The sequence below is a fragment of the Parasedimentitalea denitrificans genome (genome assembly GCF_011813015.1).
Classification (GTDB): Bacteria; Pseudomonadota; Alphaproteobacteria; order Rhodobacterales; family Rhodobacteraceae; genus Parasedimentitalea; species Parasedimentitalea denitrificans.
The window spans coordinates 158,469-174,902 of sequence record NZ_QHLQ01000005.1; the positions used below are offsets into that span (position 1 = coordinate 158,469).

Annotated in this window: 12 protein-coding genes; 4 read left to right on the top strand and 8 right to left on the bottom strand. The window is 53.8% G+C overall.

The genetic code is table 11. The annotated features are described in order from the left end of the window. Nucleotides 1-25 precede the first annotated feature (25 nt). A complete protein-coding gene (locus tag DL239_RS07625) occupies nt 26-2,500 on the bottom strand; it encodes a penicillin acylase family protein (protein ID WP_167683413.1) in 2,475 nt (824 codons plus the stop codon). A gap of 113 nt (nt 2,501-2,613) precedes the next feature. On the opposite strand from DL239_RS07625, the gene DL239_RS07630 reads away from it, so the two are divergent. Then, the gene (locus tag DL239_RS07630; protein ID WP_167683414.1) at nt 2,614-3,486 is read left to right on the top strand and encodes an NAD(P)-dependent oxidoreductase; all 873 of its coding nucleotides are present in this window, start codon (nt 2,614-2,616) and stop codon (nt 3,484-3,486) included. 77 nt (nt 3,487-3,563) lie between these two features. Here DL239_RS07630 and DL239_RS07635 read toward each other — a convergent pair whose 3' ends face one another. After that, a complete protein-coding gene (locus DL239_RS07635; RefSeq protein WP_167683415.1) occupies nt 3,564-4,139 on the bottom strand; it encodes a lipid-binding SYLF domain-containing protein in 576 nt (191 codons plus the stop codon). A gap of 150 nt (nt 4,140-4,289) precedes the next feature. Continuing rightward, nucleotides 4,290-5,288 carry a porphobilinogen synthase gene (gene hemB, locus DL239_RS07640; RefSeq protein ID WP_167683416.1) on the bottom strand — a complete coding sequence of 333 codons (999 nt, stop codon included), beginning with the start codon at nt 5,286-5,288 and terminating at the stop codon, nt 4,290-4,292. Nucleotides 5,289-5,455: 167 nt separating this feature from the next. Between hemB and DL239_RS07645 the strand changes: the two genes are divergently transcribed. Together DL239_RS07645 and mfd are read left to right on the top strand one after the other, a co-directional pair. Continuing rightward, nucleotides 5,456-5,980: a component of SufBCD complex gene (locus DL239_RS07645; protein WP_167683417.1), complete on the top strand. Its 525-nt coding sequence runs from the start codon at nt 5,456-5,458 to the stop codon at nt 5,978-5,980. A gap of 40 nt (nt 5,981-6,020) precedes the next feature. Beyond that, complete coding sequence (mfd, locus tag DL239_RS07650; RefSeq protein WP_167683418.1) at nt 6,021-9,479, top strand: transcription-repair coupling factor; 3,459 nt, start codon at nt 6,021-6,023, stop codon at nt 9,477-9,479. 90 nt (nt 9,480-9,569) lie between these two features. On the opposite strand, the gene DL239_RS07655 is transcribed toward mfd, so the two are convergent. From DL239_RS07655 to DL239_RS07665, 3 genes are all read right to left on the bottom strand, one after another. Beyond that, nucleotides 9,570-10,793 carry a multidrug effflux MFS transporter gene (locus DL239_RS07655; RefSeq protein WP_167683419.1) on the bottom strand — a complete coding sequence of 408 codons (1,224 nt, stop codon included), beginning with the start codon at nt 10,791-10,793 and terminating at the stop codon, nt 9,570-9,572. A gap of 288 nt (nt 10,794-11,081) precedes the next feature. After that, a complete protein-coding gene (locus tag DL239_RS07660; RefSeq protein ID WP_167683420.1) occupies nt 11,082-11,732 on the bottom strand; it encodes a DsbA family oxidoreductase in 651 nt (216 codons plus the stop codon). Beyond that, a complete protein-coding gene (locus DL239_RS07665) occupies nt 11,722-13,248 on the bottom strand; it encodes a class I adenylate-forming enzyme family protein (protein WP_167683421.1) in 1,527 nt (508 codons plus the stop codon). Before DL239_RS07665 ends, DL239_RS07660 begins: the two co-directional genes overlap by 11 nt. Nucleotides 13,249-13,312: 64 nt before the next feature. Here DL239_RS07665 and DL239_RS07670 point away from each other — a divergent pair, with 64 nt between their 5' ends. Then, nucleotides 13,313-13,936, top strand: coding sequence for a helix-turn-helix domain-containing protein (locus DL239_RS07670; protein ID WP_167683422.1), 624 nt, complete (start codon nt 13,313-13,315; stop codon nt 13,934-13,936). A gap of 24 nt (nt 13,937-13,960) precedes the next feature. Here the strand turns inward: DL239_RS07670 and DL239_RS07675 are convergent, their stop codons facing one another. Together DL239_RS07675 and DL239_RS07680 are read right to left on the bottom strand one after the other, a co-directional pair. Further along, nucleotides 13,961-14,182: a hypothetical protein gene (locus tag DL239_RS07675; RefSeq protein ID WP_167683423.1), complete on the bottom strand. Its 222-nt coding sequence runs from the start codon at nt 14,180-14,182 to the stop codon at nt 13,961-13,963. Nucleotides 14,183-14,439: 257 nt separating this feature from the next. Then, nucleotides 14,440-16,257, bottom strand: a complete 1,818-nt coding sequence (locus tag DL239_RS07680) for an extracellular solute-binding protein (RefSeq protein ID WP_167683424.1) — start codon at nt 16,255-16,257, stop codon at nt 14,440-14,442. Nucleotides 16,258-16,434: the final 177 nt, after the last annotated feature.

The window sequence follows — 16,434 nt, forward strand, 5'->3', positions numbered from 1 at the left end:
CCAGTAGTAGACGGTGAACCCGCCGTTACTGGCGTGGCTGTATTCGGGTTACGCCAACTGCTGCAGCGCGCGCCAGATCGGCATCCAAGGACATCGGGATGTATTCTCCACGGCGCCACAGCTGGGCCATGTCATCGTAGTAGCGCGACAGGAAATGCCCGGATTGGCCGGTTGATGTGATGAACACGGAGCTATCCGGGTCAGAGAAGTCATAGACGCCGCGATAGCCGGCGGCGTGTACGTTCTGGAATGGGTTGGGATCCTCGCCAGAGCTGAGTCCGCGTTGCAGAGTATTGTCACCGCCACTAGTGGACTGGCGAATATTGACAAAGAAACGAAGCAAAGGAACCTCGCCAAGGATTTCATGATCCTGTGTCGCCTGATGCGCGTCACCCCAGCGCAAGGCCTCTAGGGTTGGGCCGTATTTATCTGAGATCCAGACCAGTGCATCGTCCAAAGCCAGCTTTGCCAGGTCCGCACAGGTTTCTATTGGGGAGCTTTGGCGCACATCACACCATGCAGCTGCACCATCGACGTTGCGATAGACACGCTCAATAAACAAGGGTTCTATATGCTTAAATTCACCTGCGAGAGGGCCTAATTCGTCAATGATCAGGCGTTTTTGCAATGCTCGTACCCAAGCAGCGTAGATGAGCGGTTCTGGCATATGCTCATTCATTTCGCCGTTCCACTCTGATAACAAACGCAAAGCTATTTGGCGTTGCCGCTCAGGAGAGCCGTCAAGGGCCGCGCTGGACGTGAACCACAGGTCTGCTCCGATAAGGGGCAATAAGGTGCGTGCAGTGTAGGAAACGGAATCTAGCTGGGCCTCAATAAAGCTGTCGCGAGTGTGAACCTGACGCGTTTGCATCAGCTTGCGCCAACGGTGAACGCGCTGGGTATCACCCCAATCAAATGAGACGTGATGCGGGAAAGGCCGCTGCAGTAGCTTGTTGTTGGTGTTGCCCAGAATGCCGCCCCTCGGGTCGATGAACTGGGGGTTCGCTGCATAGGGTGCGCGGCCATTCCAGCGATTTTCACGCCGCCAACCTTGATTGGGCAATCTGCCTTGGTTTTGGTTCTGAGCGGTTCGTTGGGGAATAGCGCCAACGGTTTTAAGGGCAATGCTGTTCCGGTCTGCGAGGACTAAGTTTTGCGATGGCGCGATATACTGTTCGCCGGCGACTATTGCCTCTTGGACATTCTGACTGCGCATCAAATTGATCGCTGCTGTCATTGAGCTGTCGTCGGGGCTGAGGGCAGACCATGCGAGACTGGCGACGTGTCCGGGTGGTGTTACCGTTGATAGCCCATGTAAGGATCCGGGCATTATCGGGCCGTTTTCGCTCCACCGCAAAACCAAAGTGATTGGCTTTTGGTTTTTGATCTCGATGATCGAAGGTCTGGATTTGAACCTCTTGTACCCATTTGGGGTCAAGTACTCTTGGTGATTGTTCGGGTTCAACTTCTCCATGAAGATGTCCTGATCATCCGCGTAGGACGCGGTGGTTCCCCACCCCATATTCTCAGACCGGCCTGCCATGATGGCCGGTATGCCCGGCATAGTGGCGCCAATCACCCCTCCGGTGGCCAGTTCAAGGCGGGCAAGATACCATACAGTCGGTGCGCTGAGTTCCATATGGGGATCGTTGGCAAGGAGCGTTCCGCCGGAAGCTGATCGGTGTGGTGATGCCGCCCAAACATTTGAAGCCCCGGCCAATCCGCGTGCTTGGAACGGGGAGAGGGCCGTTTTAGGCATTTCAGTGGCTTCAGCGTATCGCCGCAAGCCGGGGAACAATTCGGTGTATTCGGGCAGGGCGGTCATACCTGTGCCTGGGGCATCAGGAAGAATGTCTGGCAGTCGAGATAGATCGTCCAGCATCAGCGAAACACGAGCGCGTAGAACTTCGTTCTGAATTTGTCCGGATTGCTTTAGAGCCAGTAACTTCATCAGAGCGATGCTGTCGGCGGGTTGCCAAGGGGCAATGGGGGTATTGAAAAGAAACATCTCGGGCGCGCCACGGCCAAGGGCTTGATCGTTAATTTCGCCCAGTCTTGCGTTGATCCCGGCGGAATAGGAGATCAGGGCGGCCTTGGTCCCGGCGTCTAGTTGATTCACCGATTGTTGCGCCAACCGGTAAAGGTCAAGGCGCCGCAGCAGGCTATCGACTTCTACCGTTCGGGTGCCAAACACCTCGGACAAGCGGCCCTGAACGGTGCGCCGCAGAACTGTCATTTGCCACAGACGGTCCTGTGCATGCGCGTAGCCAAGCCCATAAAAGACATCTTCGTCGCTGGCGCCAAAACTGCCAAAGATATGCGGAACGTTCGCGTTGTCACGGACGATTTCAACCGGGGCGGACAGGCCGGGCAGGGCGATGTCTTTATCGTAATCGGGGAGCGATTGGGAGGCCAGAAAGTAAACAAGCCCAGCGCCCAGAACCATCATGAGAATCAGCGTTGCGGCGAGTCTCATGAGCCATCGGAAAAGAAGTCCCATGTATGGTTGGTTCCTTGGGTTTTGTTCAATGTAAAGTCGAAGGTGATTGAACCTTTCGACGCGGCTGCTACGGTCGCGTCAACATAGGCTATGTCGGAACAAGGGGAAAGCAGATGGCTAAGATTGCGTTTTTGGGCTTGGGAGTAATGGGGTACCCTATGGCCGGGCACCTGCAAGCGGCAGGACAACAGGTGACGGTGTACAACCGGACAACTGCAAAGGCCGAGGCGTGGAGCCAGGAGCATGGCGGAAGCTGGGCTGCAACACCGCGTGAGGCGGCCAGTGGTGCTGACTACGTAATGGCCTGCGTTGGAAATGATGATGATCTGCGGGCGGTATGTCAGGGCGAAGATGGCGCGTTCGCTGGCATGACATCGGGATCGGTGTTTGTGGATCATACAACGGTGTCTACCAAAGTTACGCAAGAATTGTATACAGAGGCGAATGCATCAAAAATTTCGTTTATTGACGCACCGATATCGGGTGGACAGGCTGGGGCCGAGAATGGAATTTTGTCTGTAATGTGTGGTGGCGATGAGGATGCTTATGACCGTGCAGCTGAGGTTGTTGGTGCATATTCACGCATATGTCGTCGCATTGGTGAGAGTGGTGCCGGACAAATGACAAAGATGTGCAATCAGATTGCGATTGCAGGTTTGGTTCAGGGGTTGAGTGAGTCACTTCATTTTGCAGAAAAAGCCGGACTGGACAGCCGTGCTGTTGTTGAGGTGATCAGCCAAGGGGCCGCGGGCAGCTGGCAGATGGCAAATCGCTATGAAACAATGATCGAAGATGAATTCGAACATGGGTTTGCGGTGGACTGGATGCGTAAGGATCTGGGCATTTGTTTGGATGCAGCGGATGAAACAGGTGCCAGCCTGCCCGTAACCGCATTGGTGGATCAGTTCTACAAAGAAGTTCAGAATAAGGGTGGCGGACGCTGGGACACCTCAAGCCTGCTCAAAAGGCTTCGTGCGCTAGGCTAATAGAGTGAGTCATTCCTACAAAAATGCAAAACGCGCCAGATTTGGCGCGTTTTTCGTTTTGGCAAATTCCGGTGTGTTTATGGAATGATGCGAGTGTATTTTGAACCCTCTAGAGTGGCCCCGACTTGCAGACCTGCCTGACCAAAAATTGCGGCCAAAATTGGAGAGGTCAGCGTGTTTGTATCAGTTGCCAGAGTGTCACCCTGGTCACGGATGACGTAGCCAACATCGGCACCGGCGGTCCAACCAGATGCGCGACGGAATGTGCTTAGCGCGTCTTCGTTCATGAAGAACAACACATGTGCATATTGCTGGGCGCCAATTTGCAGTCCGGCGTTTGCCTTGACTGTTGAATAGTAATCAACAGAAACGCCATTGATGCGAAGAGCGCCGCGGCCATAGCCTGCCCCAAAGATAAATCCAGCTTCGGTTACCAGTGGCATAACCAGCATGCCAGTCGACTTGTCCGCCAGATCTTGAGTGTTTGGATATAGGTCACGCATTTGTCTTAGCGTGGCGTCAACGCGGGCATCGATGGTTGATGCACCGGTGCTGCCGACGCCATTACCGCAGGCCGCTGTAAGGCCGGTGGTGGCCAATGCGCCAAGGGCAAATCCGCGACGGGATAAACGTGTGGAGAGTTTATGGTTCATAGATTTCACTGCCTGTTATTGCTCGGTCAAGGCCGATTGGTCCGGCTCTGCGCCAGTTTATATGCGGTTTCCTGCCGATTGTCACCAACAGGCCGAAAATGATGCGCGGCTTCTTGCTGGAAACATAACAGTTTTTCGTGATCCGGGCGCTTACGCGTTGAGTATACGGGCCACTTCGGGAGCAAAATAGGTCAGGATCCCGTCGCAGCCGGCGCGTTTGAAGGCCATCAGGCTTTCCAGCATAACCTTTTCACCGTCGATCCAGCCGTTTTGCGCGCCAGCCTGGATCATCGCGTATTCACCCGATACCTGATAAGCAAATGTGGGTACACCAAAGCCTGTTTTGACCCGGTGACAAATATCAAGATAGGCAATTCCCGGCTTGACCATCACCATGTCTGCGCCCTCGGCCAGATCGCGTTGAACCAGACGCATGGCCTCGTCTCCATTAGCAGGGTCCATCTGATAGGTCTTTTTGTCTCCAGCCAGTGCACCAGAGGCGCCGACCGCATCGCGGAACGGCCCATAGTAGCCAGAGGCATATTTGGCCGAATAGGACAGGATCATTACATTGTTGTGCCCGGCTGTTTCCAACGCTCCGCGCATGGCGGCAATACGGCCGTCCATCATATCTGACGGGCCAATAATGTCTGCGCCAGACTCGGCCTGGGCCAAGGTCATTTTAACCAATGCCTCGACAGTGGCGTCGTTGACGACCTCGCCGTTGACCACATAGCCGTCGTGGCCGTTGATATTATAAGGGTCCAAAGCAACATCGGTCATAACTGCGATATCTGGCGCAACCGCTTTGATGGCTCGGAGCGCGCGGTTTGTCAGGTTGTCCGGGTTCCAAGCTTCAGCACAGTCGGCGGTTTTCAGGCTGGCATCTGTATAAGGGAAAATGCAAATCGCTGGGATGCCCATCGCCTGAGCCTCAACTGCGGCTTCTGCTATTTTGTCAACGGAGCGTCGCATAACGCCAGGCATCGACGGGATAGGTTCTTCGATACCTGTTCCGGCGCGGACAAAAACTGGCCAGATCAGGTCGCCGACACTTAATGTGTTCTCGCGCACCAAGTCCCGAATTGCCGGTGTCGATCGCGTGCGGCGCAGACGGGCGGCTGGAAAAGGGGCAACGGTGGGCGTCATGTCATTTCTCCTGAACGTACTGGTAACTTGGGTGGCACAATTTCGGGCCAAATCACAAGGGCACAAACGTCGCGGTTCAGGGTTTATTGCAGCCAGACCTTGTGCAGCCGGGCGGGGCAGTGGATACATGCAAAAACTTGACTTTATGAAGAGCTGGGAGCGGCGGTTTGGATTTAATTGATACTTTGGTTGAATTGATCGACATGCGATCATTTTCAAACCTTTGGTTCTGGATCGCTCTGGCTGTTGTCTGGTCAAGTGCTAGTCATTGGGTTCTTGGTGTACCAATTGACCTTGTGTATCGCGCGGGCCGCAAGGGCGGGCAAGCGGAGCGGGATTTAGAAGATCTGGTTCGGGTGAACGTGAACCGGATGCTGTATATCACTGAAGTCTCCGGTGTCTGGTTGCTAGGGTTTGGATGTTTCATTTTGTCCGGTTTGTTTGTTCTTGGGCTTTTCTACGACGTTGAGTTCGCTCAGGCTGTGTTTTTACTATCCTTCCCGTTGACCTTGGTGGGCTTGGTTAGTTTAGCCACGGCAATCAGGATTGAGCGGGAACAGATCACCGGAGCGGATCTGCGCAAGGCTTTGGTTCGGTGTCGCCTGTACATTCAGATGATCGGCACGATCGCAATTTTTGTGACTGCGATGTGGGGTATGTTCCAGAACCTTAGGCTTGGCTTCCTCGGTTAGAGCTTGAGCTGTTTGAATTTCGATGAAGGAGAGGCGCACTATGGCGCAGCGTATGATTACCATGGGCGGTGCGCCCGAGGGTTTTGATGCCCGTCTTGTCCTGAATGAGGTCCAGAAATCAGGCGGGCCCGTGCTGCATGTTGCGCGTGACGACAAACGCATGGAGGCAATGCGGGCCGCGCTTGCGTTCTATGGCCCGGACATGCCGGTGTTTGTCTTTCCTGGTTGGGATTGCCTTCCTTACGACCGGGTGTCGCCAAACGCAGATATTGCGGCAGCGCGCATGGCGGCATTGGCAGCACTGGTACATCAAATGCCGACTGAATTTGTGCTGCTGACCACGTTAAACGGTGCCACCCAGCGCGTTCCAAGCCGAGATGTGCTGCAAGAGGCCGCGTTTTCAGCCCAGGTGGGTCGGCGCATTAACGAAAAAGAACTGCGTAACTTTTTGGTTCGAATGGGGTTTGTGCAAACTCCGACGGTGATGGAGCCGGGCGACTATGCGATCCGTGGGGGGATTATTGACGTCTTTCCTCCGGGGCAGAGCGGCCCTGTCAGGCTGGACCTGTTCGGAGACGTTTTGGATGGTGCACGCCGGTTTGATCCAGCCTCACAGCGTACCATCGAAAAACTGGACTTAGTCGAGTTGGCGCCTGTGTCCGAAGTTATTCTGGACGAGGCAGCAATTACGCGGTTCAGGCAGAATTATCGCATAGAGTTTGGCGCGGCGGGAACGGATGATCCGCTGTATGAGGCGGTGAGTGCGGGTCGCAAGCATCAAGGTATTGAGCACTGGTTGCCGTTTTTTCACGCCAAGCTGGAAACTCTGTTTGACTATCTTCCACAGGCGACGGTGACGCTGGACCATCAGGTGACACCGGCAAGGTTGTCGCGCTGGGAGACAATCGAAGATCAGTATGAAAATCGTAAGATCGCAATGCAGGCCAAGGGCCGCATTGATACAGTATATAAACCTGCTCCGCCTGGACTGTTGTATCTTGATGATGCTGCTTGGGAACAGGCACTGGGCGCACAACGTGTGATCCAATTACATCCGCTGCCACAGGCCAGTGGGCCGGGCGTAGTGGATGCTGGTGGCCGTATCGGGCGCAATTTTTCACCTGAGCGTCAGATGGAAAGCGTTAGCCTTTTCGGATCGTTGGCGGAACATATTAAAGCGAGACTGCAAGAGGGGCCTGTTGTCGTAGCGTCGTACTCAGAAGGGGCGCGGGAACGGCTGACTGGTCTGATCGAGGATGAAGGTCTGAGCGAAGTCATTCCAATTTCCAATGGAACGCGGGTTGGAAAAACTGGTTTGCATTTGGCTGTTTGGGCGCTAGAGCATGGGTTCACCACACCTGACATGACTGTCATTGCCGAGCAGGATGTGCTGGGTGACAGGTTGATCCGTGCGCCGCGTAAACGCCGCAAGGCTGAGAATTTCCTGACGGAAACTCAGTCACTTGGTGCCGGAGATCTGGTGGTTCACGTTGATCACGGAATTGGCCGTTTTCTGGGGCTTGAAGTCGTCACGGCGGCTGGCGCGGCGCATGAATGCATTTTGTTGCAGTATGCCGAAGACTCCAAGCTGTATCTGCCAGTGGAAAACATTGAATTGTTGTCCAAATATGGCCACGACGAGGGGCTGTTGGACCGTTTGGGAGGTGGGGCTTGGCAGGCGAAGAAAGCCAAGCTGAAAGAGCGTATCCGTGAGATGGCAGACCGGTTGATCCGGGTGGCTGCCGAGCGAGAGTTGCGCAAGGCGCCTGTTCTTGATCCGCCTCCGGGTAGTTGGGACGCATTTTCAGCGCGGTTCCCGTACCAGGAAACTGACGACCAATTGCGGGCAATTGGCGATGTCGTTGATGATCTGACCTCGGGCCGGCCGATGGACCGGCTGATCTGTGGTGATGTTGGATTTGGCAAAACTGAGGTCGCCATGCGTGCGGCATTTGTTGCGGCTCTGTCCGGCGTGCAGGTCGCAATTGTTGCACCGACCACGCTGTTAGCGCGACAGCACTATGCAAGTTTCGCCGAGCGATTTCGTGGTTTTCCGTTGGAAGTCAGGCAATTGTCGCGCTTTGTTAGTGCAAAGGATGCGCAGGCCACACGGGATGGGATATCGCGGGGCACTGTTGATATCGTGATCGGCACCCATGCCTTGTTGGCCAAAAGCATCCGGTTCAAGGATCTTGGGTTGTTGATCATCGACGAGGAGCAGCATTTTGGTGTGGGCCACAAAGAACGCCTGAAACAGATGCGCAGTGACATTCATGTGCTGACCCTAACTGCGACACCGATCCCACGTACATTACAACTGTCGCTGTCTGGTGTCCGGGATCTGTCCATCATCGGAACACCGCCGGTGGACCGTCTGGCGATCCGTACCTATGTCAGTGAATTTGATACTGTTACCATTCGCGAAGCGCTGCTGCGGGAACATTATCGCGGCGGTCAGAGTTTCTACGTTGTGCCACGTGTCAGTGACCTGCCAGAGATCGAAGCATTCCTGAAAGAGCAGATGCCCGAGTTGACCTACATCGTTGCCCACGGGCAATTGGCGGCTGGCGATCTGGATGAACGTATGAATGCGTTTTATGATGGCAAGTATGATGTTCTTCTGGCGACGACCATTGTTGAAAGTGGTCTGGATATTCCAACCGCAAACACAATGGTTGTACATCGGGCTGATATGTTTGGCCTGTCGCAGTTGTATCAGATCCGTGGCCGGGTAGGGCGATCTAAAACGCGGGCCTATGCCTACCTGACAACCAAACCCCGTGCCAAACTGACGGCAGCTGCTGAAAAACGTTTGCGCGTGCTGGGGTCTCTGGACACTCTGGGGGCCGGCTTTACCCTGGCGTCGCAAGATTTGGATATCAGGGGTGCGGGCAATTTGCTGGGTGAAGAGCAATCCGGTCAGATGCGCGATGTGGGGTACGAGTTGTACCAGTCGATGTTGCAGGAAGCGATTGCCAAGATCCAATCCGGCGAGATGGAAGGCCTGTCAGAAGCCGACGACCAATGGGCGCCGCAGATCAATCTTGGCGTACCAGTGCTAATTCCCGAAGACTTTGTACCCGATCTGGACGTGCGGTTGGGACTGTATCGACGCCTGTCGTCGTTGACTTCCAAGGTCGAGCTGGAAGGATTCGCTGCGGAGTTGATTGACCGGTTTGGTAAGCTGCCAAAAGAGGTCAACACGCTGATGCTCGTGGTGCGGATCAAGGCCATGTGCAAGAGGGCGGGTATTGCCAAGCTGGACGGTGGCCCCAAGGGCGCGACCATTCAGTTCCACAATGACAAGTTTGCTTCGCCTACAGGGCTGGTTGAATTCATTCAACAACAGAACGGGCGGGCCAAGGTCAAAGACAATAAAATCGTGGTTCAGCGGGACTGGCGTAGTGATGGCGACAAGATCAAAGGCGCCTTTGCAATTGCAAAGGAGCTTGCTGAAAAGGTTGTTGCTGCGAAGAAAAAAAAGAAGACATCAGTTTGAAATCGTGAGGTCCACGGATCTTAACCGTAAAAAAAAGCCCCCGCTCTGTCCTAGCAGAGCGGGGGCTTGCATTTTTCTAGGTTACTTGGGTTACTCGGCGGGTAACTGAGCTTCGACACGGCCCATACGAAGCATGAGCAGGAAAGCTGTTGTTACCATGGCTAGCACCCCTAGGCTAAGCGGCAGCAATGATCCGTTAAAAAGCAGACCAATGGGAGCCGCCAGAATAGCTGCAATAACAGTTGAGATTGCACCGATTACCGAGGCTGCCATTCCGGCGATATGGCCCATTGGCTCCATTGCCATCGCGTTCAGGTTGCCCAGTGTCATGCCAACCATGAAGAAAAGGCTGGTCTGCCAGGCGACAAATAGACCGAATTGAAAGGTGTCTGGCAGGTTCATGTTGCTGAGAATAAGAACCATAGACGAGAACACGATCTGACCCGCCAAAGACCAGGTGACCATTCGGCGCATGCCGACCTTTACCACAACAATTGCATTGATCAGGCTGGCGCTACCGGACAGTAGCGCAACCAGACCAAACCAGAATGGGAAGCTGTCAGCACGCCCGAAAATGGTGTCGTAAACCGGTTGGACCATCGATAGCATGGTCAAAAGGGAACCCATGCAAAGTGTTTGGACAAAAATGGACAGTCGCACCGTTGGATGCGCAAACATTTCCTTTGCTGCCATGATAAGGAGTGGCATCTTGAAAGGGCGACGGTTCTCTCTCGCAAGTGTTTCCGGAAGGCGCAAAGCGGTCCAGATCACGACGGCAATCAGGAAAAGCGCGATCGCGATGAAGATGGCCCGCCAGCCAGCGACAGTAATAATGCCCAGGCCAAGCAAAGGCGCAAATGCCGGCACCAAGGTGAAAATCATCATGGCAATGGACAGCACACGGGCCATTTCGCGGCCTGAGAAAAGGTCACGAACAATTGCGATCGCCACAACCCTAGGGCCTGCAGCGCCAAGGCCCATCGTGACACGTGAGATCAGCAAAATTTCGAGTGACGAGCTGGCCCAGGCAGCTGCGGCGGACAGCACATAAACTACAGCGCCGGCCAGGATAACCGGCTTGCGCCCAAAGGCGTCTGACAGCGGACCAGTAAAGAAGGTGCCGATACCAAGCCCGAACATAAACGCAGTTAGGATCAGTTGGGCGCGATTGATGTCATTGGGGCTGAGGGCTTCGCCGATTTCAGGCAGTGCCGGCAACATGGCATCGATGGAGAATGCGATTGTGGCAAACATCATTGCGATAAGCGCGGTGAGCTCGGCCTTTGACATCTTATGTTGAACTAGATTGGACATTACCTACCTCAAGCAGCACAAAAACGTGGACATCCGTTATCGGTCCAGTTCGGGGCTTGTTCGGGGGCGCTATCACAAAACATAACAGTCAACCATGACTGTGCCTGCACATATGTCTGTGCATCGATGTAGACTAGGGAGGGGGCGCTGCCCCCTTTTGCTGCCACGACTGGCAGCAATTCACCCCCGGGATATTTTTGGCCAGATGAAAGGGATCATTGTGTATGGGATCCGGGGGCGAAGTTAGCAGTTGCCGATTTAAGCTGTGTCCGCGACTGCGTGGGTTTGTCAGGTCGCATCGGATGTGAGTTGTTCCTGAATTTCGCCAATGACCTTGAGCCAGAGTTCAGGTGGCTGAGCGCCTGGAACAGCGTGCTTATTGTCGACAATAAATGTCGGCACGGATGTTACACCCATCTGGCGACTGTGTGCATCGCGTGATTTTACATCTTCAATGTCATTGTCGGTAGCGAGCAGTTTTTGCACAACTGCGGCATCCATTCCGATACTGTCAGCAATATCGCCTAGCACCTCGGCGTTGCCGATATCGCGTGCATCAACAAAATAAGCCTGAAATAGCGCGTCTACAGCCTCGTTCTGCTTGGCCTCAATCCCAGCCCAATGGATCAGACGGTGGGCATCGAGTGTATTTGGCGTGCGCTTCATGGCCTCCAAGTTAATCGTCAGACCGGACTTCTGGGCATGTTCAACGACGGGGGCATAGGCTTTGACTGCCGCCTCTTTGCCGCCGAATTTGCCCTCGAGATACTCACGACGGTCCATGCCGTCGATCGGCATATCCGGATTTAACTGAAAGGGGTGCCATTCGATAGTGAACGGGTGGTCCGGCACCTGAGCCAGCGCCTTGTCCAGATTGGTTTTGCCGATGTAGCACCAGGGACAGATCGGGTCGGAGAGGATGTCGAGTTTAATGGTCATGAGGTGATGAGGCCTTGAAGTATGGGGGCAGGGCGCGTCGGGACAATTTGCCATTGGGGCCGAGCGGCAGGGCGTTTAGATGTATATAGGCGCGGGGTTGCTTGTAGCGTGCCAGGTGGGTGTTGGCAAAAGCCTGCAGATCTTTGGTGTTCAATTTTTCGGGACCTGTGTAGAATGCCGCAATTATAAAGGTTCCGGGTTTTACTTCGACAGGTGCGGCGCCGATTTGCGTAATGCAGGGATGTTTTGACATTGCTGCCTCGACCTCTAGTGGTGAAACACGAAAGCCGCCGGCATTCATCATGTCATCGTTGCGACCTAGGTATGTGATTTGTCCGTCAGAGGCCAATTTTCCCAAGTCCCCGGTTAAAAACCACTCGCCTTGATATTTGGCAGCTGTTTCATCAGGGGCATTTAGATATCCAAGCATTAGGCCGGGATCGGACCGATGAATTGCAATTATGCCTGCTTCACCCAGGGGCGCAGGTCCATCGGCACCAATTATTGCAATACGACGGCCTACTTGTGGGTGTCCTAAAGTTTCATCATTGGCTGGGTGGGATGGGCTGGACGAGATAAAGGTGGAACATTCCGACATGCCATAGGCTTCAAACACGTCGGTTCCGGTGGCCTTGCTCCAGGCGTGGCGCAAATCAGAGGATAGCTTTTCACCTGCACTGAGGCCATGACTCAAGTTTGGTAGATCCAGCGGCTTGTCTTGATGAAGGAGTTTTCGGTAGACGCCCGGAGCGGCCGCGAAAATACTGGCTCGATGTGCGCGCATTAGCTCTGGTAGATCGTTAAGATCGGTGTCCGGGGACGGGATCAAGGCGGTCGCACCAATTGTCCATGGATCCATCAACCCAGTACCCAGGGTATAGGTCCAATTGAATGCGCCAGCGTGCAGCAGTCTGTCGTCTGTATGTAGATCGTACCAACCTTTGACCATCATTTGGCGGGCCCAAATTGCCCGGTGAGCATGGGCCACTGTGCGCGGAATTCCGCTGGTTCCGGAGGTGTAGACTGCATAGGCTAGGCGGTCTGGATCGCCAAGATTGTATTCACACTGGGGGAGATCGCGCATTGCGATAAGTGAGTCGGTGGTGATTTGGTTTGGATGGGGTGCACAGGCAACCATAGGGTCGAGGAGGATCGCGGATGGAGAGAGGTCGGCGATTATCTTGGCTGTCTCTTCTGTGGTAAGCTGAGACGATGTTGGAACCGGTATGAGACCCGCTGCTATTGCACCGAGATAGGCGATTGGGAACTCGACTGTGTTGCCCAACCGCATAAGAACGATGTCGCCCGGTTTCAGACCGGATTGCAGTAATCCGGTTCCCGTCCCACGTACGGCGGCCTCTAGCGCGTGGTAGGTCCAAGTTTCCGCAGTTGTCTTGGAAACTATGGACAGGGCCAGCTTATCCGGGATTAGCGGCGCGTGGCGCAAAACATGTGCCGCAAGATTGAACGGCGCAGGGCAGGGTTTGAACGGGCCTTGATCAAAAATTGACAACATAAGGTTTGGCTATCGCGTGCGGTGCTACGTTGCAAGCAGGCGGGGCCGGGACTATAGAGAAGGCATGACAAATAAAGATCCAAAATCGTTGATAACCATTGCCCGAAGCACCGGTGATCAGAGTGAAGCTGAACCATTGGATCTGGGTGCGCGTGTGCGTGAATTGCGTAAAGCGCGAGACTGGACGCTGGAGCATGCTGCCAACCAGGCAGGATTGGCGCGATCGACGCTGTCGAAGATCGAAAATGGCCAGATGTCACCTACTTATGATGCATTGAAAAAGCTGGCTGTTGGGTTGCAGATCTCTGTTCCGCAGCTGTTCACTGCGCCAGAACGGGACCAGATCAACGGCCGTTTGACTATTACAAAAACGGGTGAGGGGGCGGCGCATGCGACCTCTACCTATGAGCATGAGCTGTTGGCCGACAGCCTGTCACGCAAGCAAATGTTACCCTATCGTGCCCGTGTGAGGGCTCGTTCAATGGACGAGTTTGACGGTTGGGTCCGCCACGACGGAGAAGAATTTCTGTATGTGCTGACCGGTGTCGTGAAGCTATATACCGAGTTTTATGAACCCATAGAAATGCGGCGTGGGGATAGTGCATATTACGATGCAGCGATGGGCCATAACGTCATCTCATCAAGTGATGAGGACGCGACGATCCTTTGGGTTACTTCGCTGGCTTAAATTGATTGCCCTCTTATTGGGTGATCAATCGTCAACCTCCTCCAGCAACCCCTCAATGAAGAGGAAGTCTTCGACCTCTTCCCGAGCTTCGGTGAGGGTCAACTGATGTGTTGTCGCTAGGTGTTTAATAAAGGCCTCACGGTCCTGCAAAAGAGACGGTACCATCTTTTTTTGAAGATAGGGGAACCGGTTCTGCATACGTGGCAGGCTTTCGGCTTTGACTTTGGTTGAGGATAAAACAGCCATGGCCGCTCCTTTCGCCAGGAAACAACGGGTCAATTGTTAGTTTAGTGTACCTAAAAATGCTGGTGAAAGATACTATCCGAAAGTCGAGCAGCCCGAGTGTATGCTCCAAATGGGGATAGTGATTGTAATCCTAATTGGTTGCTGAAATCAGCTTGCCGTCATTACGAGTTTTCAAGTTGTTGCAAGATGCCCCGTTTCCAAGACGAAAGCGTCATGGAAATGGGTATGTACAATTGAATTGAACACAGCTTTAGAACCTAGTTGGCTTCATACCACCAAACTGTTGGCATAAACTGAGGCCGGTCACCGTAGATTGGCAAGGTTTCAGGAAAATGCAATTCCTTGGCATGGGCAATCCGGCTTTTGTCAAACTGCCAAATTGGGATCACATATCGGCCAGATGTGAGCACGCGGTCCAGAGCCCGGACCGCCGAAATGAAATTCTCGGCACTGGTGGCATTTAGCATGGCAGGAATGAGAGATTCGACGGCCGGACTATCGACGCCCATCAGATTTCGAGATCCTGTTTGTGTCACACCATCGCGCCCCCAATACAGGTATTGTTCATTGCCGGGGCTAAGCGACAGGTCACGGCGATAGTGGGTCATGTCAAAGTCGTATTCGTTTTGACGGGACACATACTGGGCGTTATCAACTGTTTCGGTGACTGCCTTAATACCAAGGCGCTCTAGCGCACGAGCGTAGATTTCGACGACCGTTTGCATCTCACTGTCGCCCTGGCGCAAAAGGAATGAGAATTCGAATGGCTCACCCTTTGAATTTTGCAAAACACCATCCTGAATCGTCCATCCTGCCTCACTCAGAAGCTTGGTCGCTGTACGCAGGTTTTTGCGGTTGCGTTCAGTTCCGTCACTTAGAGGAAGTTCATAGCCTTCCAGTGCACCTGGGAACAGTTGGTCAGCGAAGGGTTCTAGCAGAGTTCTAACCCGTCCTTCGGCTGGGCCTGACTTCATTCCAAGCGATGAATTTGAGTAATAGGAGGTAATTCGGGGCTGTTTGCCGCCGGTGACCGTGCCATTGATGTATTCAAAATTGAAGGCATTGATCATGGCTTCGCGTACGCGCCAGTCAGCAAACAGTGGGTTGCGAGTGTTCATGGCTAAGCCAGTGATGCCAGATGGCCGCTGGTGGGGGATTTCTGATTTGATGACATCGCCGCGCTGAACGGATGGGAAGTTATAGTTGTTGTCCCATTTTCCGGCGTTGTATTCGCGGACGGCAGTTAACTCACCCACTTTAAAGGCTTCGAACAATACGGTGGCGTCGCCGAAGAACTCGATCCGCATTTCGTCAAAGTTCTGGGTGCCGCGTCGAAAGGCTATGTCCTTGCCCCAATAGTTTGGGTTACGATGCAAGCTGACATAACGGCCGGGCTCTGAGGCATCGACGACATAAGCGCCAGTTCCCAAAGGTGCTTCATTGGGGCCACTGTCAGCAAAGCTTTTGCCTTCCCACTGTGCTTTTTTCAAAATTGGACGCATTCCGGCGAGTAGTGCCAGCTCGCGGTCTTCGGTGTTAAAGTCAATGCGCACCTTGAGCGGTCCGGTTTGGGTGATGCTTTCAACTTTGGACCAGAACCCTCGGTAGCGAAGGTGGCCGCTGGTTCCCAGAGTTTCATAGGACCAAATCACATCTTCGACGGTTACCGGAGAGCCATCAGAAAATTTTGCCTCTGGTCGCAGGGTGAATTCAACCCAGGAACGGTCGTCTGGTGTTTCGATGGACTCTGCCAACAGACCATATAATGAGAAAGGCTCATCATAGGACCGTCCCATCAGGCTTTCGTAGCCCCAGAAGCGAAGTTGCCATGGCGCGGTGCCCTTTTGCACAAACGGATTCAGGGTATCAAAACCGCCAGTGTTGCCAAAGACCACCTTACCTCCCTTAGGGGCATCAGGATTGGCATAGGGAAGCGAGGCATAGTCCGGTGGAAGCGCCGGATCACCGTACATTGCAATGCCGTGGGCTGATTCTGCGCCCGCAAAATTAACACTTAGAAGCAGGGTGATACCCGCCAATGTTGAGGTAGCTACTTTGAAAAACTCTGATCTCATTTTGGCAACAATCCCGTCCAGCCCATATTTCCTAGTGTTTTCAACGTACCTTGGCTTTTCCGTGTTTTCAAACTTTTAGCTTGGATAACCTTGGATAATTGAGTATAACAGGGTTACTGCTCGATAGGTTTCTTGCCTGTATGAAACCTGCCTCAATAACTTGACGCCCGCTTCGCG

Bases quoted from the DNA above. Each gene is read 5' to 3' on its own strand.
- DL239_RS07625 (WP_167683413.1), bottom strand. From the start codon at position 2,500: ATGGGACTTCTTTTCCGATGGCTCATGAGACTCGCCGCAACGCTGATT.
- DL239_RS07630 (WP_167683414.1), top strand. From the start codon at position 2,614: ATGGCTAAGATTGCGTTTTTGGGCTTGGGAGTAATGGGGTACCCTATG.
- DL239_RS07635 (WP_167683415.1), bottom strand. From the start codon at position 4,139: ATGAACCATAAACTCTCCACACGTTTATCCCGTCGCGGATTTGCCCTT.
- hemB (WP_167683416.1), bottom strand. From the start codon at position 5,288: ATGACGCCCACCGTTGCCCCTTTTCCAGCCGCCCGTCTGCGCCGCACG.
- mfd (WP_167683418.1), top strand. From the start codon at position 6,021: ATGGCGCAGCGTATGATTACCATGGGCGGTGCGCCCGAGGGTTTTGAT.
- DL239_RS07655 (WP_167683419.1), bottom strand. From the start codon at position 10,793: ATGTCCAATCTAGTTCAACATAAGATGTCAAAGGCCGAGCTCACCGCG.
- DL239_RS07660 (WP_167683420.1), bottom strand. From the start codon at position 11,732: ATGACCATTAAACTCGACATCCTCTCCGACCCGATCTGTCCCTGGTGC.
- DL239_RS07665 (WP_167683421.1), bottom strand. From the start codon at position 13,248: ATGTTGTCAATTTTTGATCAAGGCCCGTTCAAACCCTGCCCTGCGCCG.
- DL239_RS07670 (WP_167683422.1), top strand. From the start codon at position 13,313: ATGACAAATAAAGATCCAAAATCGTTGATAACCATTGCCCGAAGCACC.
- DL239_RS07675 (WP_167683423.1), bottom strand. From the start codon at position 14,182: ATGGCTGTTTTATCCTCAACCAAAGTCAAAGCCGAAAGCCTGCCACGT.
- DL239_RS07680 (WP_167683424.1), bottom strand. From the start codon at position 16,257: ATGAGATCAGAGTTTTTCAAAGTAGCTACCTCAACATTGGCGGGTATC.